This is a genomic window from Rathayibacter sp. AY1C9 (genome assembly GCF_002932315.1).
GTDB lineage: Bacteria > Actinomycetota > Actinomycetes > Actinomycetales > Microbacteriaceae > Rathayibacter.
Window position 1 is genome coordinate 1 of the sequence record NZ_PSVZ01000017.1, and the last position, 22,084, is coordinate 22,084.

Here is a 22,084-nt window from a genome sequence, read left to right on the forward strand (position 1 = left end):
CGCTCTCGTCGCGGATGTTCCGCGAGATCAGGCGGCGTGGGGCCTGCAGAGGGCGGGGCCGGGTCCCGCAGGCGCTTGGTGCGACCCAGTGAGAGTCGACGTCACGCTCCAGGGGCTGCCGCGGCTACCGGCGCCGTGGGCGCCGGGGCCGGCCGCCTTGCGTGACGCTCCGCGTCACGCGTCGTGGTCGGTGGTGAGGAAGGTCGCGAGCTCCTCGAGCACGGCCTGCTCGTTGTCGCCCTCGACGCTGACGGTGAGCTCGTCGCCGTGCTCGATGCCGAGCGAGATGATCCCGAGGATCGACGCGGCGTTGACCGGGGTCGCGTCGCCCTTGGCGACGAGGACCTTCTGACCCGACTTCGCCGCGGCCTGGCTGAAGAGCGAGGCGGGGCGGGCGTGGAGGCCCTTCGACGATGCAACCTGCACGGTGCGCTCGACCATGAACGTTTCTCCTTGATCCTGCAGTCGCGACTGCATCAGTGGTGCCCGGAGTCGGGCTCGCCCGGACGGACCGGGCGGGTGGAGGAGTCCCCGTCCGCGCCTGCGACGACCGCGCGAGCGGCGAAGAGGACGGGCAGGGTCTCGAGCACGGCATCGGCACCGTGCGCTCCGAAGACATCGGGCGGGAGGAGGGCGGCCGCGGCTCCCACGAGCTCCGCACGGTGGCGGAGTCCGTCGAACTGCGACTCGAGGTGCGGCCCCACGAGGAGGACGTCGGCCTCGGGGAGGGAGTGGTCGAGACCGGTGAGGGTCTCGGAGCGGAACACGGCATCCATGCCGCGCTCCTTCGCGCCCGCTCGCAGCCGGTGGGCCAGGAACGTGCTCGACGCGCCTGCACCGCAGACGATCAGGATCTTCCGCACCTCGTTCGCCTCCTCGCGTCCGGGTCGTGATTCATCCAAGCATCCCCTCGGAGGGGCGGCACCCTCCAGCAGACAATCTTCCGCGGGGGCGGAAGACGGCCCCTTCCACCCGCGGCGCGGGGGCTCCCGGGCGCGTCGCCGGGGTGATTGACTGACGGGACGTACGACTCGCCGCCCGCGTACTGCGGGCCCGCGGCAGGGTCGTGGCGCTCCCGGCGCCCGCCCCGACCGCACGCCTGGAGCCTGATGCTTGACAACCGCGAACGACTGCTGGAGTACCTCTCCCGCGCCGACGGCTGGGTGACGGCGCACGAGCTCGCCGACAGGCTCGGAGTCACCACCCGCAGCGTCCGGAGCTACGTCACCGCGGTGAAGGCGCAGGCCGCCCCGCTGGAGCCGGTCGAGTCCTCCGCGAACGGCTACCGCCTCGCGCGCGAGGCGTACGCGGCCTACCTGGAGGCGCAGCGCAGCCGCGACGTCGAGCCCGACACCCCGCGCGACCGGCTGTACAGCATCGTCCGCCGCCTGGTCGACTCCGACGAGGGCCTGGACGTCTTCGCCCTCGCCGACGCGCTGTCGGTGAGCGAGTCGACCGTCGACGCCGATCTGCGCCGGGTGAAGGCCCTCGCCGACGAGGCCGGCCTCGGGCTGGTCCGGCGCGGCCCGTCGGTGCGCCTCGAGGGCAGCGAGGAGGCCCGCCGCCGCCTGATCTCGCGGATGTTCCGCGACGAGAGCGCGCAGGGCGTCTTCACGCTCGACGACGTCCAGCGCGAGTTCGCCTCCCCCGGCCTCGGCGCCTTCAAGACCGAGCTGCTGGCCGAGCTCGAGACCCGCGGCTACTACATCAACGACTACGGCGTGAACAGCGTCCTCCTCCACATCGCGATCGCCGTCGACCGCGTCGCCCGGGGCATCGGGGACCCCGCCGGCTCCCGCCCCTCCCCCGCGATCCACGGCGAGCTCGCGGCCCTGCTGGCGGAGCTGGTGGAGCGGCACTTCGCGACGCGCCTGACCGACGCCGAGCTCGCCCAGCTAGCGATCCTGATGACGACGCGGGTGGCGACGCCCGGGCAGAACGAGCCGGTCGCCGCCGTGGTCGAGAACTACCTCGACCCGGAGGACCTCGCCGTCGTCCGCGAGCTCGTCGCCGACGTCAACCGCGAGTACCTGGTCGACCTCGACGACGAGGGCTTCATCGTCCGCCTCGCCCTGCACGTGCGGAACCTGATCGCCCGGGCCGCCGAGGGCGGCTACTCCCGCAACCCGCTCACCCGCTCGATCAAGACCAGCTACCCGATGACCTACGAGATCGCCGTGTTCCTGGCGAGCGGGTTGCAACGCCGGCGGGGCGTCGTGGTCAACGAGGACGAGATCGCCTACATCGCCCTCCACGTCGGCTCGTTCCTCGAGCGGGTGTCCCGGCGGGAGGAGCGTCTGTCCTGCGTGATCGTCTGCCCCAACTACTACGACCTCGCTCACATGCTGCGCCTGCGCGTCGAGCGCTCGCTCGGCACCGAGGTGGAGGTGCGCTCGCTGATCACGCGGAGCGACGTCGACTGGGACCGGCTCACCGCCGACCTCGTGATCACCACGATCGACGAGCGCCCCGCGTCCGATGACGTCGTGGTCGTGCAGCCGTTCCTCACCGACCACGACGTCGAGACGGTGCGCCGGGCCATCGCCCGCGTCCGCCGGCACCGCCGCCGCGCGCAGATCAAGGACGAGCTGCTGCAGTTCTTCGACGAGGAGCTGTTCTTCCGCAACGTGCACGCGCGCGACGAGGCGGCGATGATCCGGATGCTGGGCGAGCGGATGATCGCCGGCGGCATCATCGACGAGGACTACGTCGACGGCGCCATCGAGCGCGAGCGGATGAGCTCCACGGCGTTCACCGACAACCTCGCGGTCCCGCACGCGATGGCGATGAGCGCCCGCCGCACCTCCATCGCGATCGTCGTGAACGACACCGCGATGGAGTGGGGCGAGCAGCGGGTGAACGTGATCGCGATGATCGCGTTCGCCTCGGCCGGCCGCAGCACCTTCCAGTCGGTGTTCGACCAGTTCGTCGAGGTGTTCGCCGACCGGGCGGAGGTGCAGCGACTCATCCGGCGCTCCACGGACTTCGGCGGCTTCATCGAGGAGCTGGTGCGGGTGATCGACAGCTAGCCGACTCCCGCACTCCGGGTGGAGCCGGAGGGCGCTGTCGTCCTCCCGCTCCCGCGCTTCGTGGGCGCCCGGCGGACCCCCGCCGGGCGCGAGAGGCCACGAGGAGCCTCCTCCGCATCGGATCGAAGGAGCTCCGCGTCGGGGCCTCTAGGCGAAGGGCGTCGGCACGATCCCGTAGGGGGCGAGGCCGGCCGCGCCGCCGTCGGCGAGCGTGGTGACCCAGATGCCGTCGTGGTGCACGGCGACGGAGTGCTCCCAGTGGGCGGCCATGCTGCTGTCCTCGGTCGCGACCGTCCACTCGTCCTCGCGGACGAAGGTCTCGGCGCTGCCCGCTGTGACCATCGGCTCGATCGCGACGACGAGTCCCGGCTTCACCTCGGGGCCGCGCTGGCGCACCCGGTAGTTGAAGACCGGCGGAGCCTCGTGCATGGTGCGCCCGATGCCGTGGCCGATGTAGTCGGTGAGGATGCCGTAGACGCGGCCCGAGCGCTCGGCCTCGTCCTCGATGTACTCCTCGATCGCCGCGCCGACCTCGTTGAGGTGTCGGGCGGAGGCGAGGGCGGCGATCCCCCGCCACAGGGATCCCTCGGTCACCCGCGAGAGCTCGGCGCGTGCCGCGACCTCCTCCGGGCGGGAGGGATCGGGCAGGACCACCGTCATCGCGGAGTCGCCGTTCCAGCCGTCGATCTCGGCGCCGCTGTCGATGGAGACCAGGTCGCCCGGCTCGAGCACGCGCCCGCCGGGGATGCCGTGGACCACCTCGTCGTTGACCGAGGCGCAGATCGTGTGCCGGTAGCCCGGGACGAGCTGGAAGTTCGAGTGGCCGCCGAGCGCGACGATCGCCGCCTCGGCGATCGCGTCGAGCTCGAGCGTGGTGACGCCCGGGCGGACCGCCGCGCGGACCGCGTCGAGCGAGGCGGCCGTGGCGAGGCCCGGAGCGAGCATCGACCGCAGCTGCGCGGGCGTCTTGTAGAGCGAGGAGCGGAACGCCACGGCTCAGGCGGCCGGGGTGTCGAGGCGGCCCACGCGGTGGCCCTCGAGGGCGACGACGATCCGCTCGGTCACCTCGTCGACCGGTCCGAGGCCGTCGACCACGACCACGAGCCCGCGGGCCGCGTAGACGTCGATGAGCGGAGCGGTCTGCTCCTCGTAGAGCGCGAGTCGGCGCCGGATGACGTCCTCGGTGTCGTCGCTGCGCCCCTGCTCGAGCGAGCGCTTGAGCAGGCGGCCGACGACCTCGTCGGGATCGGCCGTGAGCTGGACGACCGCGTCGAGCCGGTTGTCGTCCGCGGCGAGGATGCGGTCGAGCTCGTCGACCTGCTCCGTGGTGCGCGGATAGCCGTCGAGCAGGAACCCGGTCGACGCGTCCGCCTCCTGGAGGCGGTCGTGCACGATCGCGTTGGTCAGCTCGTCCGGCACGTAGCGCCCGTTGTCGAGGTAGGCCTTCGCCTGGAGACCGAGCTCGGTCTCGTTGGCGACGTTCGCGCGGAAGATGTCCCCGGTGGAGATGGCGGGCACCCGGAGGATGTCGCTCAGCCGAGCGGCCTGGGTCCCCTTGCCTGCGCCGGGAGGGCCTATCAGCAGGAGACGGAAGCCGATCGGGTGCGACGTCATCGGAGGAGTCCTTCGTAGTGGCGCTGCTGCAGCTGGGAGTCGATCTGCTTCACCGTCTCCAGGCCGACTCCGACGATGATCAGGATGGACGTGCCGCCGAAGGGGAAGTTCTGGTTCGCACCGACCAGCGCGAGAGCCACGAGGGGCACGAGCGCGATGAGGCCGAGGTAGACCGATCCGGGCAGCGTCACCCGGGTGAGCACGTAGTTGAGGTACTCGGCGGTCGGGCGGCCGGCGCGGATGCCGGGGATGAAGCCGCCGTAGCGCTTCATGTTGTCGGCGACCTCGTCCGGGTTGAAGGTGATCGCGACGTAGAAGTAGGTGAAGCCCACGATCAGGAGGAAGTACAGCGCCATGTAGAGCGGGTGATCGCCCTTGGTGAGGTAGTTCGTGATCCAGGTGACCCAGACCGGGGCCTCCTGGCCAGCGGCGGGCTGGTTGAACTGCGCGATGAGCGCGGGCAGGTACAGCAGCGACGAGGCGAAGATGACGGGCACGACGCCGGCCATGTTGACCTTGATCGGGATGTAGGTGTTGTTGCCGCCGTAGGTGCGGCGGCCGACCATCCGCTTGGCGTACTGCACGGGGATCCGCCGCTGAGACTGCTCCACGAAGACCACGGCGACCACGAGCACGAGGCCCACGCCGAGGACGAGGAGGAAGGTCTCGAAGCCGCGCGACTGCGCGATCGACCACAGGGAGGTGGGGAACTGGGCGGCGATCGAGGTGAAGATCAGCAGCGACATGCCGTTGCCGATGCCGCGCTCGGTGATGAGCTCGCCCATCCACATGATGATCCCGGTGCCCGCGGTCATGGTGATGACCATGAGGAGGATGGAGTACCACTCGTCGGTGATGATGAGCGCCGAGCACTCCGGGACGCCGGAGTTGCCGAAGAGGGCGCCCGAGCGGGCGACGGTGATCAGCGTCGTCGACTGGAGGACGCCGAGCGCGATGGTGAGGTACCGCGTGTACTGGGTGAGCTTGCCCTGACCGGACTGCCCCTCCTTGTACAGGGTCTCGAAGTGAGGGATGACCACGCGCAGCAGCTGCACGATGATCGACGCCGTGATGTACGGCATGATCCCGAGCGCGAAGATCGACAGCTGGAGCAGTGCTCCACCGCTGAAGAGGTTCACGAGCTCGTAGAGACCCGAGGTGCCCTGGTTGCCGGCGAGACAGGCCTGCACGGCGCTGAAGTCGACGAACGGAGCAGGGATGAAGGATCCCAGCCGGAAGATCGCCACGATCGCGAGGGTGAAGCCGATCTTGCGGCGGAGGTCGGGGGTGCGGAAGATCCGCGCAACGGCGCCAAACACTACCTAAGGTCTCCTGCTCAATTCTGTGGTGCGGGATACAGGTCGAGCTTGCCACGCGCTCCCGGAGGGAGTCGGCGTGACAAGCTCGACCGACAAGCTGCTGGTGCTACTTGATGGATCCGCCCGCAGCGACGATCTTCTGCTCGGCAGAGCTGGAGACCTTGTCGACCGCGACGTTCAGCTTAACCGCAATGTCGCCGTCCCCGAGGACTTTGACCTTCTCGTTCTTGCGGACAGCACCCTTGGCGACCAGGTCGCCGATGGTGACGTCGCCGCCCTGGGGGTAGAGCTCCGCGAGAGCGGACAGGTTCACGACCTGGTACTCGACCCGGAACGGGTTCTTGAAGCCGCGGAGCTTCGGGGTGCGCATGTGCAGCGGCATCTGCCCACCCTCGAAGCCGACGCGCACCTGGTAGCGGGCCTTGGTGCCCTTGGTGCCGCGACCGGCGGTCTTTCCCTTGGAGCCCTCACCGCGACCCACGCGGGTCTTGGCCTTCTTGGCTCCGGCAGCGGGGCGGAGGTGGTGGACCTTGAGCACGTGCTCCTTGGTCGCCGGCGCCGCCGCGCCCTTCGTGGTGGTCGCCTGCGCGGGAGTCGTGGACTCCGCGGCGGCGGCCTTCTTCGTCTCAGCCATTAGTCAATCTCCTCGACCTTCACCAGGTGGGCGACGGTCTTCACGTATCCGCGGTTCTGGGCGTTGTCCTCGCGGACGACGCTCTGACCGATCTTCCTGAGGCCGAGCGAGCGCAGCGTGTCGCGCTGGTACTGCTTCTCGCTGACCTTCGACTTGATCTGGGTCACCTTGAGCTGGGCCATCAGGCACCTGCCTTCGCGTTGGACGCGGCGGCGAGGGCGTCGGCCTCGGCACGGACGAGACGTGCCGGCGCGACCTGGTCGAAGTCGAGACCACGACGAGCGGCGACGGCGCGCGGCTCCTCGAGCTGCTTCAGAGCCTCGACGGTCGCGTGGACGATGTTGATGGTGTTCGACGAGCCGAGCGACTTGCTCAGGACGTCGTGGATGCCGGCGCACTCGAGGACGGCGCGGACGGGACCGCCGGCGATGACACCGGTACCCGCGGCGGCGGGGCGCAGGAGCACCACACCGGCGGCGGCCTCACCCTGGACGGGGTGCGGGATGGTCGAGGCGACGCGGGGGACGCGGAAGAAGTTCTTCTTCGCCTCCTCGACGCCCTTGGAGATGGCGGTCGGGACCTCGCGGGCCTTGCCGTAGCCGACGCCCACCAGTCCGTTGCCGTCTCCGACGACCACGAGCGCGGTGAAGCTGAAGCGACGGCCGCCCTTGACGACCTTCGACACGCGGTTGATGGTCACGACGCGCTCGAGGAACTGGCTCTTCTCGGCGTCACGGCCACCGCGGTCGCGGCCACCCTGGTTGCGGTCGCGGCCGCCGCGGCGGGGCTCACGAGCCTCCTGCTGCGGCTGCGTGGACGCAGCGGTCTCGACGGGGGCCTCCGACACAGCGGCGACCTCGGGTTCCTTGTTCTCTGCGGCGCTCACAGGTTGAGCCCTGCCTCTCGTGCTCCATCGGCGATCGCGGCGACGCGACCGGCGTACTTGTTGCCTCCGCGGTCGAAGACGACCGCCTCGACACCGGCGTTCTTGGCGCGCTCGGCGACGAGCTCGCCGACCTTGCGGGCCTTGGCGGTCTTGTCGCCGTCGAACACGCGCAGGTCGGCCTCGAGGGTCGACGCCGACGCGAGGGTGCGGCCCTGAGCGTCGTCGACGACCTGCACGAAGACGTGGCGGGCCGAGCGGTTGACGACGAGGCGGGGGCGCTCGGCGGATCCGACGACCTTCTTGCGCAGACGGTCGTGACGACGACCGCGCGCAGCGGACTTGCTCTTTCCTCTGGTTCCGAGTCCCATGATCACTTACCGCTCTTTCCGGCCTTGCGGCGAACGACCTCGCCGGCGTAGCGCACGCCCTTGCCCTTGTAGGGCTCGGGCTTGCGGATCTTACGAATGTTGGCGGCCACCTCACCGACGGCCTGCTTCGAGATGCCGTGCACGGTGAGCTTGTTGTTGCCCTCGACCGTGAACGAGATGCCCGCGGGCGGGGTGACGACGACGGGGTGCGAGAAGCCGAGCGCGAACTCGATGTCCGAGCCCTTCGCCAGCACGCGGTAACCGGTTCCGACGACCTCGAGGCCCTTGGAGTAGCCCTGCGTGACACCGATGATGTCGTTCGCGATGAGCGTGCGGGTGAGGCCGTGGAGCGAGCGCGACTCGCGCTCGTCATCGGGACGCGAGACCAGCACCTGGCCGTTCTCGACGGACACCTGGATGGGGCTGGCGACCGAGACGGTCAGCTCGCCCTTGGGGCCCTTGACGGTCACAGCGGATCCGGCGACGGAGACGTCGACGCCCGCCGGGATCTCGATGGGGAGTCTTCCAATACGCGACATGAGGGGTTACCACACGTAGGCGAGGACTTCCCCACCCACGCCCTTCTTCTCGGCCTGGCGGTCGGTCAGGAGACCGCTCGAGGTGGACAGGATGGCGACGCCGAGGCCGCCGAGCACGGTGGGGATCTCGGCCGACTTCGCGTACACGCGGAGTCCGGGCTTCGAGACCCGCTTGATGCCGGCGATCGAGCGCTCGCGGTTCGGGCCGTACTTGAGGGAGATGGAGAGCGTCGTGCCGACGCGCGCCTCCTCGACCTTCCAGTCCGCGATGTAGCCCTCGGTCTTGAGGATCTCAGCGATGTTGGCCTTGAGCTTCGAGCCCGGGAGGGTGATGGAGTCGTGGTGCGCGGAGTTCGCGTTACGGATTCTGGTCAGCAGATCTGCGACCGGATCAGTCATGGTCATGGCTGATGGTGCCTTTCTCGCCTGGTTTCGGCACCCTTTACAAGAGTGACGACCTGTGGTGTGGGACGGCGCCGACGACGTCGACGCCCATGCGGCCGCGCGAACGCAGGCCAACGAGCCATGCTACATGGCCGAGGTCCTGCGGTCGAGGGCCGATCGTGCACGGGATCCGGGGATCCCGCGTGGCGCCCGCCGCCGGCTCCGGACGGACCGGTCCGGCGGCGGACGCACGACGAGGCCGGAGGGCGGTTCTCACCGTCCCCCGGCCTCGAGGCTTGCTGCTTACGCGTTGTCCGACGACTTGAACGGGAAGCCGAGCTGCTTGAGCAGCGCGCGACCCTCGTCGTCGGTCTTGGCGGTGGTCACGACGGTCACGTCGAAGCCGCGGACGCGGTCGATGCGGTCCTGGTCGATCTCATGGAAGATCGACTGCTCCGTGATGCCGAAGGTGTAATTGCCGTTGCCGTCGAACTGGCGGTCCGACAGCCCGCGGAAGTCGCGGATGCGGGGCAGCGCCACCGAGAGCAGGCGGTCCAGGAACTCCCAGGCGCGGTCGCCCCGGAGGGTGACGTGAGCGCCGATGGCCTGGCCCTCGCGCAGCTTGAACTGCGCGATGGACTTGCGGGCCTTGGTGACCTGCGGCTTCTGACCGGTGATAGCGGTGAGGTCCTTGACCGCACCGTCGATGATCTTGCCATCGCGGGCGGCCTCACCGACACCGGTGTTGACGACGACCTTGACCAGGCCGGGGACCTGGTGGACGTTGCCGAAGCCGAACTGCTCCTTGAGAGCGGGGATGATGTCGGCCTGGTACTTGGCCTTGAGCCGCGGCTGAACCTTCGCAGCCACTGCGGTGGTGTCAGTCATTACAGTTCCTCACCCGACGCCTTCGCGTAGCGCACGCGAACGGTCTTGGTCACGCCGTCCTTGGTGACGGCCACGTTGCGGTGGCCGACCCGGGTCGGCTTCTTGGTCTTCGGGTCGACGAGCGCGACGTTGGAGATGTGGATCGAGGCCTCGACGGTCTCGATGCCGCCCTCCTTCGAGCCGCGCTGCGTCTGGCCGACGCGGACGTGCTTCTTGACGAAGTTCACGCCCTCGACGACGACGCGGTTGCGCTCGACCAGCACCTCGAGGACCTTGCCCTGCTTGCCGCGGTCTCCACCGCGGGCCTGGGTAGCGCCCGAGATGACCTGGACGAGGTCACCCTTCTTGATCTTGGCCATGACTAGATAACCTCCGGTGCCAGCGAGACGATCTTCATGAACTTCTTGTCGCGGAGCTCGCGACCGACCGGTCCGAAGATGCGGGTGCCACGGGGGTCCCCGTCGTTCTTGAGGATGACGGCGGCGTTCTCGTCGAACTTGATGTACGAGCCGTCGGCGCGACGGGTCTGCTTGATGGTGCGGACGATGACGGCCTTGACCACGTCGCCCTTCTTCACGTTGCCACCGGGGATCGCGTCCTTGACGGTGGCGACGATGATGTCACCGAGGCCCGCGTAGCGGCGGCCGGAGCCTCCGAGGACGCGGATGGTGAGGAGCATCTTGGCGCCGGTGTTGTCGGCGACCTTGACTCGGGATTCTTGCTGAAGCATGTGTCTCTCCTGCTAACTCAAGTAGGCCGCGGCCTACTTGGCCTTCTCGAGGATCTCGACCAGGCGCCAGCGCTTGGTGGCGCTGAGGGGACGGGTCTCGCTGATGACGACGGAGTCGCCGATGCCGGCGGAGTTCAGCTCGTCGTGGACCTTGACCTTGGACGTACGGCGGATGACCTTGCCGTACAGCGGGTGCTTCACCCGGTCCTCGACCTCGACGACGATGGTCTTGTCCATCTTGTCGCTGGTGACGTAGCCGCGACGGGTCTTGCGGTATCCGCGAGCGCCCGCCTCCTTCACGTCGTGGGCGGCCGACTCGTGGCCGGCGCTGTCATTGACGGTTGCCATTACTTGGCCTCCTCGTTCGACTCGGTCGCCTCGACCTCGGCCTTGGCGGCCTTCTTGGTCTTGGGCTTCTTCTCCGCCTTGGCCGGGGCCTCGACGGGTGCGGGGGTGGCGCGGATGCCCAGCTCGCGCTCACGGATGACCGTGTAGATGCGGGCGATGTCGCGCTTGACGGCACGCAGGCGGCCGTTGGTGTCCAGCTGACCGGTGGCCGACTGGAAGCGGAGGTTGAACAGCTCCTCCTTGGCCTTCTTCAGCTCGGTGACGAGACGCTCGTCCTCGTAGGTGTCGAGCTCGGCGGGGGCGAGCTCCTTGGATCCGATCGCCATTACGCGTCTCCCTCCTCGCGCTTGATGATGCGTGCCTTGAGGGGCAGCTTGTGGATGGCACGGGTCATGGCCTCACGAGCGAGCTGCTCGTCGACGCCGGCGACCTCGAAGAGGACGCGACCCGGCTTGACGTTCGCGACCCACCACTCCGGCGAGCCCTTACCGGAACCCATGCGGGTCTCGGCGGGCTTCTTGGTGAGCGGACGGTCGGGGTAGATGTTGATCCACACCTTTCCGCCGCGCTTGATGTGACGCGTCATCGCGATACGAGCGGACTCGATCTGACGGTTGGTCACGTAGGCGGGGGTGAGGGCCTGGATGCCGAACTCACCGAACGACACCTTGGTGCCACCGGTGGCCTGGCCGGACCGGCCCGGGTGGTGCTGCTTGCGGTGCTTGACTCGACGCGGAATCAACATGGTTATGCCTCAACTCCTGCTGCGACGGGCGCCTCGCTCTGCTGGCGGGGTGCACGGCGCGGACGGTCGCTGCGCTCCGGGCGCGACGACTTGCTGTTCGCCTGCTCGCGGGCGAGCTCCTTGTTGGTGATGTCGCCCTTGTAGATCCAGACCTTCACGCCGATGCGGCCGAAGGTGGTCTTCGCCTCGTAGAAGCCGTAGTCGATGTTCGCGCGGAGGGTGTGCAGCGGCACGCGTCCCTCGCGGTAGAACTCCGAGCGGCTCATCTCGGCGCCGCCGAGGCGGCCGGAGACCTGGATGCGGACGCCCTTGGCGCCGGCGCGCTGAGCACCCTGCAGGCCCTTGCGCATCGCGCGGCGGAAGGCCACGCGGGCGGAGAGCTGCTCGGCGATGCCCTGGGCGACCAGCTGAGCCTCGGCCTCGGGGTTCTTGACCTCGAGGATGTTCAGCTGGATCTGCTTGCCCGTGAGCTTCTCGAGGTCGGCACGGATGCGCTCGGCCTCGGCGCCGCGGCGGCCGATCACGATGCCCGGGCGGGCGGTGTGGATGTCGACGCGGACCCGGTCACGGGTGCGCTCGATCTCGATGCGGGCGACGCCCGCACGGTCGAGCTGCGTGGCGAGGAGTCGGCGGATCTTGACGTCCTCGGCGAGGTAGTCGCTGTACCGCTGGCCCTTCTTGGTGCTGTCGGAGAACCAGCGCGACACGTGGTCGGTGGTGATTCCCAGACGGAAACCGTAGGGGTTTACTTTCTGACCCATTACTTGGTCCCCTCCTCAGGAGTGGCCAGCACGACGGTGATGTGGCTGGTGCGCTTGTTGATGCGGAAGGCACGACCCTGAGCACGGGGCTGGAATCGCTTGAGGGTGGTTCCCTCATCGACGAAGGCGCGGGACACGATCAGGTCCTGGTCGTCGAGGTACTCGTTCGAGGCATCGGCCTTGACGCGAGCGTTGGCCATCGCCGAGGCGACGAGCTTGTAGACGGGCTCGGACGCACCCTGCGGCGCGAACTTCAGGATGGCCAGTGCCTCCTGAGCCTGCTTCCCGCGGATCAGGTTCACGACACGGCGAGCCTTCTGGGGGGTGACGCGGATGTGTCGCACGCGTGCGATCGACTCCACCATTTCTCTCCTCCTTCTCGTCGCCGCGTCAGCGGCGACGGCCCTTCTTGTCGTCCTTCTCGTGACCGCGGAAGGTCCGAGTGGGGGCGAACTCGCCGAGCTTGTGGCCGACCATGGTCTCGGTCACGAACACGGGGATGTGCTTGCGACCGTCGTGGACCGCGATGGTGTGACCCAGCATCGCCGGGATGATCATCGAACGGCGCGACCAGGTCTTGATGACGTTCTTGTTGCCGGCTTCGTTGGCCGTGAACACCTTGCGGAGCAGGTGGTCGTCAACGAAGGGGCCCTTCTTGAGACTGCGAGGCATCTTCTACAACTCCTACTTGCGCTTCTTACCGGCGGTGCGGCGGCGAACGATGAGCTTGTCGCTCTCCTTGTTGGGGCGACGGGTGCGTCCCTCGGACTGACCCCACGGGCTGACCGGGTGGCGTCCACCGGAGGTCTTGCCCTCTCCACCACCGTGCGGGTGGTCGACCGGGTTCATCGCGACACCGCGGACGGTCGGGCGGACGCCCTTCCAGCGCATGCGGCCGGCCTTGCCCCAGTTGATGTTCGACTGCTCGGCGTTGCCGACCTCGCCGATCGTGGCGCGGCAGCGCGCATCGACGTTGCGGATCTCGCCCGACGGCAGGCGGAGCTGCGCGTAGGGGCCGTCCTTGGCGACGAGGCGGACCGAGGTGCCGGCCGAGCGGGCGAGCTTGGCGCCGCCTCCCGGCTTGATCTCGATGGCGTGGATGACCGTACCGGTCGGGATGTTGCGCAGCGGCAGGTTGTTGCCGGGCTTGATGTCGGCGCCGGCGCCCGACTCCACGACGTCGCCCTGCGAGAGCTTGTTCGGGGCCAGGATGTAGCGCTTGGTGCCGTCCACGAAGTGGAGCAGCGCGATGCGCGCCGTGCGGTTAGGGTCGTACTCGATGTGAGCGACCTTGGCGTTGACGCCGTCCTTGTCGTTGCGACGGAAGTCGATCAGACGGTACTGGCGCTTGTGGCCACCACCGATGTGACGCGTCGTGATGCGGCCGGAGTTGTTGCGGCCACCGGTCTTGGACAGCGGGCGCAGGAGCGACTTCTCGGGCGTCGAGCGGGTGATCTCGGCGAAGTCGGCAACGCTGGAGCCGCGGCGACCGGGGGTCGTGGGCTTGTACTTACGAATAGCCATTGTCTGTTTCCTCTACGCTTCTTCGGCTCAGCCGACGCTCGTGAAGATGTCGATGGAGCCGGACTTCAGCGTGACGATCGCGCGCTTGGTGTCCTTGCGCTTGCCGGTGCCGAACTTCGTGCGGCGGGTCTTGCCCTGGCGGTTCAGCGTGTTGATCGACGCGACCTCGACGCCGAAGATCTTCTCGATGGCGAGCTTGATCTCGGTCTTGTTCGAACGCGGGTCGACCACGAAGGTGTACTTGCCCTCGTCGATCAGGCCGTAGGACTTCTCCGAGACCACCGGGGAGATGATGACGTCGCGGGGGTCCTTGTTGAACGCGGCGGACTGGCTCATGCGTTCACCTCTTCCTTGTTGGACTCGACGCCCGACTTGGCCGCGATGAACGCGTCGAGCGCGCCCTTCGAGAACACGATGTCGTCGGAGACGAGCACGTCGTACGCGTTGAGCTGGTCGGCCGGCAGGATGTGCACGAACGGCACGTTGCGGAGCGAGAGCTCGGCGATGTAGTCGTCGCGCTCGAGCACCACGAGGACGTTGCGCGACACCGAGAGGGCGTCGAGCAGGACGAGGACGTCCTTGGTCCGGGGGGTGTCGCCGAGGGCGAGGGACTCGACCACGTGGATGCGGGCACCGCGGGCGCGGTCCGAGAGAGCGCCGAGCAGAGCCGCGGCGATCATCTTCTTGGGGGTGCGCTGCGCGTAGCTGCGGGGGGTCGGTCCGTGGACCACGCCACCACCGGTCATGTGCGGGGCGCGGATCGAGCCCTGACGAGCGCGACCGGTTCCCTTCTGCTTGAACGGCTTGCGACCGGCTCCGGAGACCTCACCGCGGTTCTTCGTCTTGTGGGTTCCCTGGCGCGCCGCGGCGAGCTGGGCCACGACGACCTGGTGGATGAGGGGGATGTTGGTCTGGACGTCGAAGAGCGCGGCGGGGAGCTCGACCGAGCCCGCCTTCTGGCCCTTGACGTCGATGATGTCGACAGAGGTAGCCATGGAACTACGCTCCCTTCACGGCGTTGCGAACGAACACGAGGCGACCGCGGGCACCGGGGACGGCGCCCTTGACGAGCAGCAGGCCCTTCTCGGCGTCGACGGAGTGCACCTTGAGGTTGAGCACGGTGACGCGCTCGCCACCCATGCGACCGGCCATGCGCATGCCCTTGAAGACACGGCTGGGGGTCGAGGAGGCGCCGATGGAGCCGGGCTTGCGGTGGTTGCGGTGCGAACCGTGCGAAGCCGAGACGCCCTTGAAGTTGTGGCGCTTCATGACACCGGCGAAGCCCTTGCCCTTGCTGGTGCCGACGACGTCGACCTTGGTGCCGGCCTCGAAGACGGCGTCCACGGTCAGCTCCTGGCCTGCCGAGTAATCGGCGGCGTCGGAGGTGCGGACCTCGGTGAGGTGGCGGCGGGGGGTGACGCCCGCGGCGTCGAAGTGACCGGCGGCGGGCTTGTTCACCTTGCGCGGGTCGATCGCACCGGCGGCGAGCTGGACGGCGGTGTAGCCGTCCTTCTCCTCCGTGCGGACCTGGGTCACGACGTTGGGGCTGATCTCGATGACGGTGACCGGCACGAGCTTGTTGTTCTCGTCCCAGACCTGGGTCATTCCGAGCTTGGTGCCGAGGAGGCCCTTGCTGGTCTTCAGCGTGGGGGAAACAGTGACAGACATGGTGGCACTCCTCCTTAGAGCTTGATCTCGATGTTGACGTCGGCCGGCAGGTCGAGGCGCATGAGCGAGTCGACGGCCTTGGGCGTCGGGTCGATGATGTCGATGAGGCGCTTGTGGGTGCGCATCTCGAAGTGCTCGCGGCTGTCCTTGTACTTGTGGGGAGAACGGATCACGCAGACCACGTTCTTCTCGGTCGGCAGCGGCACGGGGCCGACCACCGTTGCACCGGCACGGGTGACCGTGTCGACGATCTTGCGCGCCGACGTGTCGATGACCTCGTGGTCGTACGACTTCAGTCGGATGCGGATCTTCTGTCCCGCCATGTGTGATCTCTCACTCTCTTGTTATTGCGTCGTACGCGACTCCCCCGGCCGGAGCCGGACTCGTCTCGCATTGGACGCGCTCGCGAAGGAACTCCGGTGACCCGGAAAAGTGCAACCAGTGTTCTTCTGTCAAAAGCACCGCACCCCTGGGGCGCTCCGATCGGCGTGCAGAACGCACGACGCACGGAGAGACCGTTGAGATGTCGGTTGTTGTCGTTCTGCTACCCGCCGCCTCGACGTCGCATCCGCGTGGCCGCCCTCTCGGGTCGAGCCTCCGCGATGCCGTCTCGGCACTGCCTGGCAGTGTCCCCCTCCGAGCAGCACGCCGCCCGAGAGGAAATTTTGAACTAGAAGAGTCTCCCACAGATGCCCCACCCCTGCAACCCGGGCGTGTCGCGCCGGAGGGCTCCTCCGCGAGCACGTCGTGACGGCCCTGGGGAGCCGGTCGCTCCGAGCAGCAGCGCGGGTCGGAGCGCCTCCCCCGCTACTCGAAGAGCAGCGCCCGGACGGCGGTCTCGGCCGACGCGGGGCGCGACGCGTCGATGGTCTCGCCGGCGCGGAAGTGGTCGAGCAGCCGCGGGTCGACGTAGCTGGCGCGGGCGACCGTCGGCGTGTTCCCGAGCACGTCCGAGGCGTCGCGCATCGCCTGGGCGATCGCGGAGTTCCGAGCGCGCTGCGTGGCCTGCGGTCCCGACTTCGCCAGGCTCAGCGCGGCCGCGACCGTGCCGTGCAGAGTGCGGAAGTCCTTCGCCGTGAAGTCGTCGCCGGCGCGCTCGCGCACGTAGTCGTTGATCTCGGGTGCCGAGATCGGCCGCCACTCCCGCCCGTCCTTCCAGGCGAGCAGGCGGGCGTTCGGCCCGCGACGCTTGAGTGCACGGACGACGCGCGAGAGGTCGTGGTCGAGGATCTCGCTCGTCCACGCCTGGTGGCTCTTCCCGGGGAAGGCGAGGGCGACCCGGTCCCCGTGGGTCGTGGCGTGCGCGCACAGGAGCGTCGAGAGGCCGATGCTGCCGTGCTCCTTCGCGTACCTCTCGCTGCCGACGCGGAGCGACCCGGTGTCGAGCATCCGGAAGGCGGTGGCCAGCGCGCGCTCGCGGCTGGGTCCGTCCGAGCGGAGGGCGATGGTCACGGCCCGGCGCGCCCCGGGCAGGGCCTCCGCGAGCCGCAGCGCCCGATCGAACTTGATCCGGTCCTTCTGCTCGCGCCAGGTCGGATGGTAGATGTACTGGCGGCGGCCGGCGGAGTCGACGCCGGTGGCCTGGATGTGCCCGTTGGGATACGGGGCGATCCAGACGTCCGTCCAGGCCGGCGGGATGCCGAGACGGTCGAAGCGCGCGCGCAGCTCCTTGTCGGCGACGGTCGCGCCCTTCGGGTCGCGGTAGCTGAAGCCGGAGCCCGCGCGCACCCGGGTGTAGCCGCGCCCGCTCGAATCGGTCCTGCGGAGTCGTTGCGCGCGAGTGTCAGCCATCGACCCGACGATAGGACGGCGGATCCGAGGCCCGCACCCGCTTGACGGCGGCGAGGAGCAGTCGGACGGCAGCCGCTACTCGTTGCCGATCCGCTTGTCGGCCTGGCGCTTCAGGTCCTCGATGCGGTCGTCGTACTTGCCGTTGGTGAGGCGGCTGGCGATCTCGCCCGCCTTCTCGAGGGTCTGGTCGGAGACCTGCTCGGCCTTCTCGCTCCGCAACGCGTCCTGGGCCTTCCGGCTGTTGAGCAGTTCGCCGGCCTGGCGTCCGAGTTTCCCGAGATCCACGATGATGCCTCCTTGTAAACGCGCACAGGGCGGCGCGTGCCTCAGTGTGGCGCTCCCGGCTGGGGGAACGGTGCGGGCGCGCCGGTCAGCCGGCCAGTGCGATCACCCGCTCCGCCGCGTCGGCCAGGGCCCGGCCGTAGGACGGACCGTGACCGGCGGCGTGGACGGCGAGCGGGTGCAGCTGGTGGAGCGGCACCCGCTCCTCGTAGCCGGCTTCCAGCGGATGCTGCTCGCGGTAGCCCTCGAGGACGGCGTCGAGGTGCGGAGCGCCGAAGAGTGCCAGCATCGCGAGATCGGTCTCGCGGTGGCCCCCGTGAGCGGCGGGGTCGATCAGGACGGCGCCGTCCGCCGACCAGAGCACGTTGCCGGTCCAGAGGTCCCCGTGGATCCTGGCGGGCCCCGCACCATCGTCGAAGGCTCCGGCCGCCACCCGGTCCAGAGCCTGCTCGACGAGCCGCGACTCGGCTGCCGTGAGGTTGCCCGCCTCCACGGCAGGGCCGAGGAACGGCCGCACCCGCTGCTCCGCGTAGAAGCGCCCCCACGAGTCGTCCGGGCGGCACGGCATCCCGCGGCGGCCGATGTACGCGGGGCCGGTCCATCCCGGGGGCGGCGCTCCGAACGCCGCGGCTCCGGCGTCGTGCGTCCGGGCGAGCGCGGCGCCGAAGGCCCGAGCCGACTCGGCGGAGGGTCGCACGGAGCGGATCTCCTCCAGCTCGATGCGCCCGGGCGAAACCCTCTCCACCCCGACACAGCGCGCACCGCCGTCCGCCTCGCGCAGCCAGTCCAGACCGGCCGCCTCCCACTCGAAGAACTGCGGGAGGGCACGGGGGTCGCTCTTCACGAAGGGCATGCCGCCACGCTAGCCGGGCGTCCCCGGGAACGACGAGAGGGGCCGCCCGCCGAAGCGGACGACCCCTCTCGAGAGATCGGTAGGACGGACCTACTTGATGATCTTGGTGACCGTACCGGCACCCACGGTGCGTCCACCCTCACGGATGGCGAAGCCGAGGCCCTCCTCCATGGCGATCGGCTGGATCAGCGCGACCGTCATGTCGGTGGTGTCGCCGGGCATGACCATCTCGGTGCCCTCGGGCAGCGTGATGACGCCGGTGACGTCGGTGGTGCGGAAGTAGAACTGCGGACGGTAGTTCGCGTAGAACGGGTTGTGACGCCCACCCTCATCCTTGGACAGGATGTACGCGGTGCCCTCGAAGTCCGTGTGCGGCGTGACCGAACCCGGCTTGACGACGACCTGGCCGCGCTCGACGTCCTCGCGCTTGGTGCCGCGGAGGAGCAGACCGCAGTTCTCGCCGGCCCAGGCCTCGTCGAGCTGCTTGTGGAACATCTCGATTCCGGTGACCGTGGTCTTCTGCGTCGGGCGGATGCCGACGATCTCGACCTCGGAGTTCAGAGCGAGGGTTCCACGCTCCGCACGGCCGGTGACGACGGTTCCACGACCGGTGATCGTGAAGACGTCCTCGATCGGCATGAGGAACGGCTTGTCCTTGTCGCGCACCGGGTCCGGGATGGACTCGTCGACCGCGTCCATCAGGTCGAGGATCGACTGGGTCCAGGTGTCGTCGCCCTCGAGGGCCTTGAGGCCGGAGACGCGCACCACGGGGGCGTCGTCGCCGGGGAAGCCCTGCGACGAGAGGAGCTCGCGGACCTCGAGCTCGACGAGCTCCAGGATCTCCTCGTCGTCCACCATGTCGGCCTTGTTCAGCGCGACGAGGAGGTAGGGGACGCCGACCTGCTTGGCGAGGAGGACGTGCTCACGGGTCTGAGCCATCGGGCCGTCGGTGGCGGCGACCACGAGGATCGCGCCGTCCATCTGGGCCGCGCCGGTGATCATGTTCTTGATGTAGTCGGCGTGACCCGGGGCGTCGACGTGCGCGTAGTGGCGCTTCGGCGTCTCGTACTCGACGTGCGAGATGTTGATCGTGATGCCGCGCTGGCGCTCCTCGGGAGCGGAGTCGATCGACGCGAAGTCACGCTGGACGTTGGTCGCGGACGGGAACTTGTCCGCCAGAACCTTCGAGATCGCCGCGGTGAGCGTGGTCTTTCCGTGGTCGACGTGACCGATGGTTCCGATGTTGACGTGCGGCTTGGTCCGCTCGAACTTGGCCTTAGCCACTGTGGGTCCTCCTCAGGACTTAGGTGCAAGCATCCGCATCCGGGCGGCCGCACGGGGCGGCACGAGGACAGGAGGACTTGCGGGGGTTTTGTGTACGTATGTTACCGGCAGTGGTCGTGCGGCCGTCCCGCTGCGACAGGGGGCGCGCTGCACTCGGCAGCAAACCCGCACGACACTACCAGGCCGCCGCCGTTCCGGGGAACGGCGACGGCCCAGGGGCGGAGCTACTCGCCCTTGTTCTTCTGGACGATCTCCTCGGCCACGGCCTTGGGGACCTCGGCGTAGGTCTCGAACGTCATCGAGTAGACGGCGCGGCCCGAGGTCTTCGAGCGCAGGTCTCCGATGTAGCCGAACATCTCGGACAGCGGGACGTTGGCCCGGATGACCTTGATGCCGGTGGCGTCCTCCATCGACTGGATCATCCCGCGACGCGAGTTGATGTCGCCGATGACGTCGCCCATGTACTCCTCGGGAGTACGGACCTCGACGGCCATGAGCGGCTCGAGGAGGACCGGCTGCGCCTTGCGCGAGGCCTCCTTGAACGCGATCGAGCCGGCGATCTTGAACGCCATCTCGGAGGAGTCGACGTCGTGCGCCGCTCCGTCGACCAGGGTCGCCTTCACGCCGACCATGGGGTAGCCGGCGAGCACGCCGACCTGCATGGCGTCGCGGATGCCCGCGTCGACGGAGGGGATGTACTCGCGCGGGACGCGGCCACCGGTGACGCCGTTGACGAACTCGTAGGTCTTGTCGGCCTCGACCTCCATCGGCTCGATGGTGATCTGGACCTTCGCGAACTGGCCGGAGCCACCCGTCTGCTTCTTGTGGGTGTAGTCGTACTTCTCGACCGTGCGGCGGATCGTCTCGCGGTACGCGACCTGGGGCTTGCCCACGTTGGCCTCGACGTTGAACTCGCGCTTCATGCGGTCGACCAGGATGTCGAGGTGCAGCTCGCCCATTCCCTTGATGACCGTCTGACCGGTCTCCTGGTTCTGCTCGGTGCGGAAGGTGGGGTCCTCCTCCGCGAGCTTCTGGATCGCGGTGCCGAGCTTCTCCTGGTCCGCCTTCGTCTTGGGCTCGATGGCGACCTCGATGACGGGCTCCGGGAAGGTCATCGACTCGAGCACGACCTGCGCGGCCGGGTCGCTCAGGGTGTCACCGGTGGTGGTGTCCTTGAGGCCGATGACGGCGTAGATGTGGCCGGCGGTGACCGAGTCGACCGGGTTCTCCTTGTTGGAGTGCATCTGGAAGATCTTGCCGATGCGCTCCTTCTTGCCCTTGGTCGAGTTGATGACCTGGGCGCCGGAGTCGAGCTTGCCCGAGTAGACGCGGACGTAGGTCAGGCGGCCGAAGAACGGGTGCACGGCGACCTTGAACGCGAGCGCCGAGAAGGGCTCGGTCGAGTCCGCGTGGCGCATGATGACCTTCTCCTCGTCGCGGACGTCGTGCGCCTCGATGGCGGGGACGTCGAGCGGGGAGGGGAGGTAGTCCACGACAGCGTCGAGCATCGGCTGGACGCCGCGGTTCTTGAACGCCGAGCCGCAGAGCACCGGGTAGATCTCGGAGTTGACGGTCATCTTGCGGATGGCGCCCTTGATCTCCGCGACGGTGAGCTCCTCGCCGCCGAAGTACTTCTCGAGCAGCTCGTCGGAGGTCTCCGCGACGGTCTCGAGGAGCTTCTCGCGGTACTCCGCCGCCTTGTCGGCGAGGTCGGCCGGGATCTCCTCGATCTCGTACTTCGCGCCGAGCGCGACGTCGCCCTTCGAGTCGCCGCGCCACGTGAGCGCGCGCATCTCGACCAGGTCGACGACGCCCTCGAAAGAGGACTCCGCGCCGATGGGCAGCTGGATGACCAGCGGCTTCGCGCCGAGGCGCTTGATGATCGTGTCGACCGTGTAGTAGAAGTCGGCGCCGAGCTTGTCCATCTTGTTGACGAAGCAGATGCGCGGGACGTCGTACTTGTCGGCCTGACGCCAGACGGTCTCGGACTGGGGCTCGACGCCCTCCTTGCCGTCGAAGACGGCGACGGCGCCGTCGAGGACGCGGAGCGAGCGCTCGACCTCGACCGTGAAGTCGACGTGACCGGGGGTGTCGATGATGTTGATCTGGTTCTTGTTCCAGAAGCAGGTCGTCGCGGCGGACGTGATCGTGATGCCGCGCTCCTGCTCCTGCGCCATCCAGTCCATCGTCGCGGCGCCGTCGTGGACCTCGCCGATCTTGTGCGTGATACCCGTGTAGAACAGGATGCGCTCGGTGGTGGTGGTCTTGCCGGCATCGATGTGGGCCATGATGCCGATGTTGCGGACCTTGTTCAGGTCGGTGAGCACATCTTGTGCCACGGAGTTCCTCCGATAGGTGATGGAGCCAGCGCACCGGGTTCATGGCCGAATGGCTGGGATTCTGGTGGTGGCGGTCGCCCGGTCGCGGGGATCGGGCG

General features: G+C 68.5%; 31 protein-coding genes. 1 reads left to right on the plus strand and 30 read right to left on the minus strand.

Annotated elements, in window-relative coordinates; all coding sequences use genetic code 11:
* Positions 1-174: 174 nt before the first annotated feature.
* A complete protein-coding gene (locus C5D09_RS11750; protein WP_104224553.1) occupies positions 175-441 on the minus strand; it encodes an HPr family phosphocarrier protein in 267 nt (88 codons plus the stop codon).
* A gap of 35 nt (positions 442-476) precedes the next feature.
* A complete protein-coding gene (locus C5D09_RS11755; RefSeq protein WP_181065531.1) occupies positions 477-902 on the minus strand; it encodes a PTS sugar transporter subunit IIB in 426 nt (141 codons plus the stop codon).
* Between the two features lie 207 nt (positions 903-1,109).
* Here C5D09_RS11755 and C5D09_RS11760 point away from each other — a divergent pair, with 207 nt between their 5' ends.
* Positions 1,110-3,029 carry a BglG family transcription antiterminator gene (locus tag C5D09_RS11760; protein ID WP_104269383.1) on the plus strand — a complete coding sequence of 640 codons (1,920 nt, stop codon included), beginning with the start codon at positions 1,110-1,112 and terminating at the stop codon, positions 3,027-3,029.
* A gap of 147 nt (positions 3,030-3,176) precedes the next feature.
* On the opposite strand, the gene map is transcribed toward C5D09_RS11760, so the two are convergent.
* From map to fusA, 28 genes are all read right to left on the minus strand, one after another.
* Positions 3,177-4,022 (minus strand): type I methionyl aminopeptidase, encoded by an 846-nt coding sequence (gene map, locus C5D09_RS11765; protein ID WP_104226753.1) that lies wholly within the window; start codon positions 4,020-4,022, stop codon positions 3,177-3,179.
* Between the two features lie 3 nt (positions 4,023-4,025).
* Entirely contained in the window at positions 4,026-4,643 is a 618-nt protein-coding gene (locus tag C5D09_RS11770; protein WP_181028829.1) for an adenylate kinase, read from the minus strand.
* Positions 4,640-5,962, minus strand: coding sequence for a preprotein translocase subunit SecY (gene secY, locus C5D09_RS11775; protein ID WP_104224557.1), 1,323 nt, complete (start codon positions 5,960-5,962; stop codon positions 4,640-4,642). Before secY ends, C5D09_RS11770 begins: the two co-directional genes overlap by 4 nt.
* Positions 5,963-6,068: 106 nt before the next feature.
* Positions 6,069-6,596 carry a 50S ribosomal protein L15 gene (gene rplO, locus C5D09_RS11780; RefSeq protein WP_104226755.1) on the minus strand — a complete coding sequence of 176 codons (528 nt, stop codon included), beginning with the start codon at positions 6,594-6,596 and terminating at the stop codon, positions 6,069-6,071.
* Positions 6,596-6,778, minus strand: a complete 183-nt coding sequence (gene rpmD, locus C5D09_RS11785; protein WP_181024623.1) for a 50S ribosomal protein L30 — start codon at positions 6,776-6,778, stop codon at positions 6,596-6,598. The genes rplO and rpmD overlap by 1 nt, the downstream gene beginning before the upstream one ends.
* Entirely contained in the window at positions 6,778-7,482 is a 705-nt protein-coding gene (gene rpsE / locus C5D09_RS11790) for a 30S ribosomal protein S5 (protein ID WP_104224559.1), read from the minus strand. The genes rpmD and rpsE overlap by 1 nt, the downstream gene beginning before the upstream one ends.
* Positions 7,479-7,850 (minus strand): 50S ribosomal protein L18, encoded by a 372-nt coding sequence (rplR, locus tag C5D09_RS11795; RefSeq protein WP_056037296.1) that lies wholly within the window; start codon positions 7,848-7,850, stop codon positions 7,479-7,481. The genes rpsE and rplR overlap by 4 nt, the downstream gene beginning before the upstream one ends.
* Positions 7,851-7,852: 2 nt before the next feature.
* Positions 7,853-8,389 (minus strand): 50S ribosomal protein L6, encoded by a 537-nt coding sequence (rplF, locus tag C5D09_RS11800; RefSeq protein WP_104224560.1) that lies wholly within the window; start codon positions 8,387-8,389, stop codon positions 7,853-7,855.
* 6 nt (positions 8,390-8,395) lie between these two features.
* Positions 8,396-8,794: a 30S ribosomal protein S8 gene (gene rpsH / locus C5D09_RS11805; RefSeq protein WP_068209423.1), complete on the minus strand. Its 399-nt coding sequence runs from the start codon at positions 8,792-8,794 to the stop codon at positions 8,396-8,398.
* A 282-nt stretch (positions 8,795-9,076) separates the two neighbouring features.
* Positions 9,077-9,661: a 50S ribosomal protein L5 gene (rplE, locus tag C5D09_RS11810; protein WP_068209425.1), complete on the minus strand. Its 585-nt coding sequence runs from the start codon at positions 9,659-9,661 to the stop codon at positions 9,077-9,079.
* Positions 9,661-10,020: a 50S ribosomal protein L24 gene (gene rplX, locus C5D09_RS11815; protein WP_104224561.1), complete on the minus strand. Its 360-nt coding sequence runs from the start codon at positions 10,018-10,020 to the stop codon at positions 9,661-9,663. The genes rplE and rplX overlap by 1 nt, the downstream gene beginning before the upstream one ends.
* Positions 10,021-10,022: 2 nt before the next feature.
* Positions 10,023-10,391: a 50S ribosomal protein L14 gene (gene rplN, locus C5D09_RS11820; RefSeq protein ID WP_104224562.1), complete on the minus strand. Its 369-nt coding sequence runs from the start codon at positions 10,389-10,391 to the stop codon at positions 10,023-10,025.
* Positions 10,392-10,424: 33 nt separating this feature from the next.
* On the minus strand, positions 10,425-10,739 hold the full coding sequence (gene rpsQ / locus C5D09_RS11825; RefSeq protein ID WP_104224563.1) for a 30S ribosomal protein S17: 315 nt from the start codon (positions 10,737-10,739) through the stop codon (positions 10,425-10,427).
* A complete protein-coding gene (rpmC, locus tag C5D09_RS11830; protein ID WP_104224564.1) occupies positions 10,739-11,065 on the minus strand; it encodes a 50S ribosomal protein L29 in 327 nt (108 codons plus the stop codon). The genes rpsQ and rpmC overlap by 1 nt, the downstream gene beginning before the upstream one ends.
* Positions 11,065-11,484, minus strand: a complete 420-nt coding sequence (rplP, locus tag C5D09_RS11835) for a 50S ribosomal protein L16 (protein WP_068209436.1) — start codon at positions 11,482-11,484, stop codon at positions 11,065-11,067. Before rplP ends, rpmC begins: the two co-directional genes overlap by 1 nt.
* Before the next feature lie 2 nt (positions 11,485-11,486).
* The gene (rpsC, locus tag C5D09_RS11840; protein ID WP_068209439.1) at positions 11,487-12,245 is read right to left on the minus strand and encodes a 30S ribosomal protein S3; all 759 of its coding nucleotides are present in this window, start codon (positions 12,243-12,245) and stop codon (positions 11,487-11,489) included.
* On the minus strand, positions 12,245-12,610 hold the full coding sequence (gene rplV / locus C5D09_RS11845; RefSeq protein ID WP_077221988.1) for a 50S ribosomal protein L22: 366 nt from the start codon (positions 12,608-12,610) through the stop codon (positions 12,245-12,247). The genes rpsC and rplV overlap by 1 nt, the downstream gene beginning before the upstream one ends.
* A 25-nt stretch (positions 12,611-12,635) precedes the next feature.
* The gene (gene rpsS / locus C5D09_RS11850) at positions 12,636-12,917 is read right to left on the minus strand and encodes a 30S ribosomal protein S19 (RefSeq protein WP_055787078.1); all 282 of its coding nucleotides are present in this window, start codon (positions 12,915-12,917) and stop codon (positions 12,636-12,638) included.
* 12 nt (positions 12,918-12,929) lie between these two features.
* Complete coding sequence (gene rplB, locus C5D09_RS11855) at positions 12,930-13,769, minus strand: 50S ribosomal protein L2 (RefSeq protein ID WP_068251462.1); 840 nt, start codon at positions 13,767-13,769, stop codon at positions 12,930-12,932.
* A gap of 27 nt (positions 13,770-13,796) precedes the next feature.
* A complete protein-coding gene (gene rplW / locus C5D09_RS11860) occupies positions 13,797-14,105 on the minus strand; it encodes a 50S ribosomal protein L23 (protein ID WP_068209445.1) in 309 nt (102 codons plus the stop codon).
* The gene (rplD, locus tag C5D09_RS11865) at positions 14,102-14,764 is read right to left on the minus strand and encodes a 50S ribosomal protein L4 (RefSeq protein WP_104224565.1); all 663 of its coding nucleotides are present in this window, start codon (positions 14,762-14,764) and stop codon (positions 14,102-14,104) included. Before rplD ends, rplW begins: the two co-directional genes overlap by 4 nt.
* 4 nt (positions 14,765-14,768) lie before the next feature.
* Positions 14,769-15,437: a 50S ribosomal protein L3 gene (rplC, locus tag C5D09_RS11870; protein ID WP_104224566.1), complete on the minus strand. Its 669-nt coding sequence runs from the start codon at positions 15,435-15,437 to the stop codon at positions 14,769-14,771.
* 14 nt (positions 15,438-15,451) lie between these two features.
* Entirely contained in the window at positions 15,452-15,760 is a 309-nt protein-coding gene (gene rpsJ, locus C5D09_RS11875; RefSeq protein WP_005050520.1) for a 30S ribosomal protein S10, read from the minus strand.
* A gap of 484 nt (positions 15,761-16,244) precedes the next feature.
* A complete protein-coding gene (locus tag C5D09_RS11880; protein ID WP_104247600.1) occupies positions 16,245-17,228 on the minus strand; it encodes a DNA topoisomerase IB in 984 nt (327 codons plus the stop codon).
* Between the two features lie 75 nt (positions 17,229-17,303).
* Positions 17,304-17,513 carry an antitoxin gene (locus C5D09_RS11885; protein WP_159939075.1) on the minus strand — a complete coding sequence of 70 codons (210 nt, stop codon included), beginning with the start codon at positions 17,511-17,513 and terminating at the stop codon, positions 17,304-17,306.
* A gap of 85 nt (positions 17,514-17,598) precedes the next feature.
* On the minus strand, positions 17,599-18,363 hold the full coding sequence (locus C5D09_RS11890; RefSeq protein ID WP_104269384.1) for a fructosamine kinase family protein: 765 nt from the start codon (positions 18,361-18,363) through the stop codon (positions 17,599-17,601).
* Positions 18,364-18,453: 90 nt separating this feature from the next.
* Positions 18,454-19,647 carry an elongation factor Tu gene (tuf, locus tag C5D09_RS11895; protein ID WP_104224570.1) on the minus strand — a complete coding sequence of 398 codons (1,194 nt, stop codon included), beginning with the start codon at positions 19,645-19,647 and terminating at the stop codon, positions 18,454-18,456.
* Between the two features lie 224 nt (positions 19,648-19,871).
* Positions 19,872-21,986, minus strand: a complete 2,115-nt coding sequence (fusA, locus tag C5D09_RS11900; protein ID WP_104224571.1) for an elongation factor G — start codon at positions 21,984-21,986, stop codon at positions 19,872-19,874.
* Positions 21,987-22,084 lie beyond the last annotated feature (98 nt).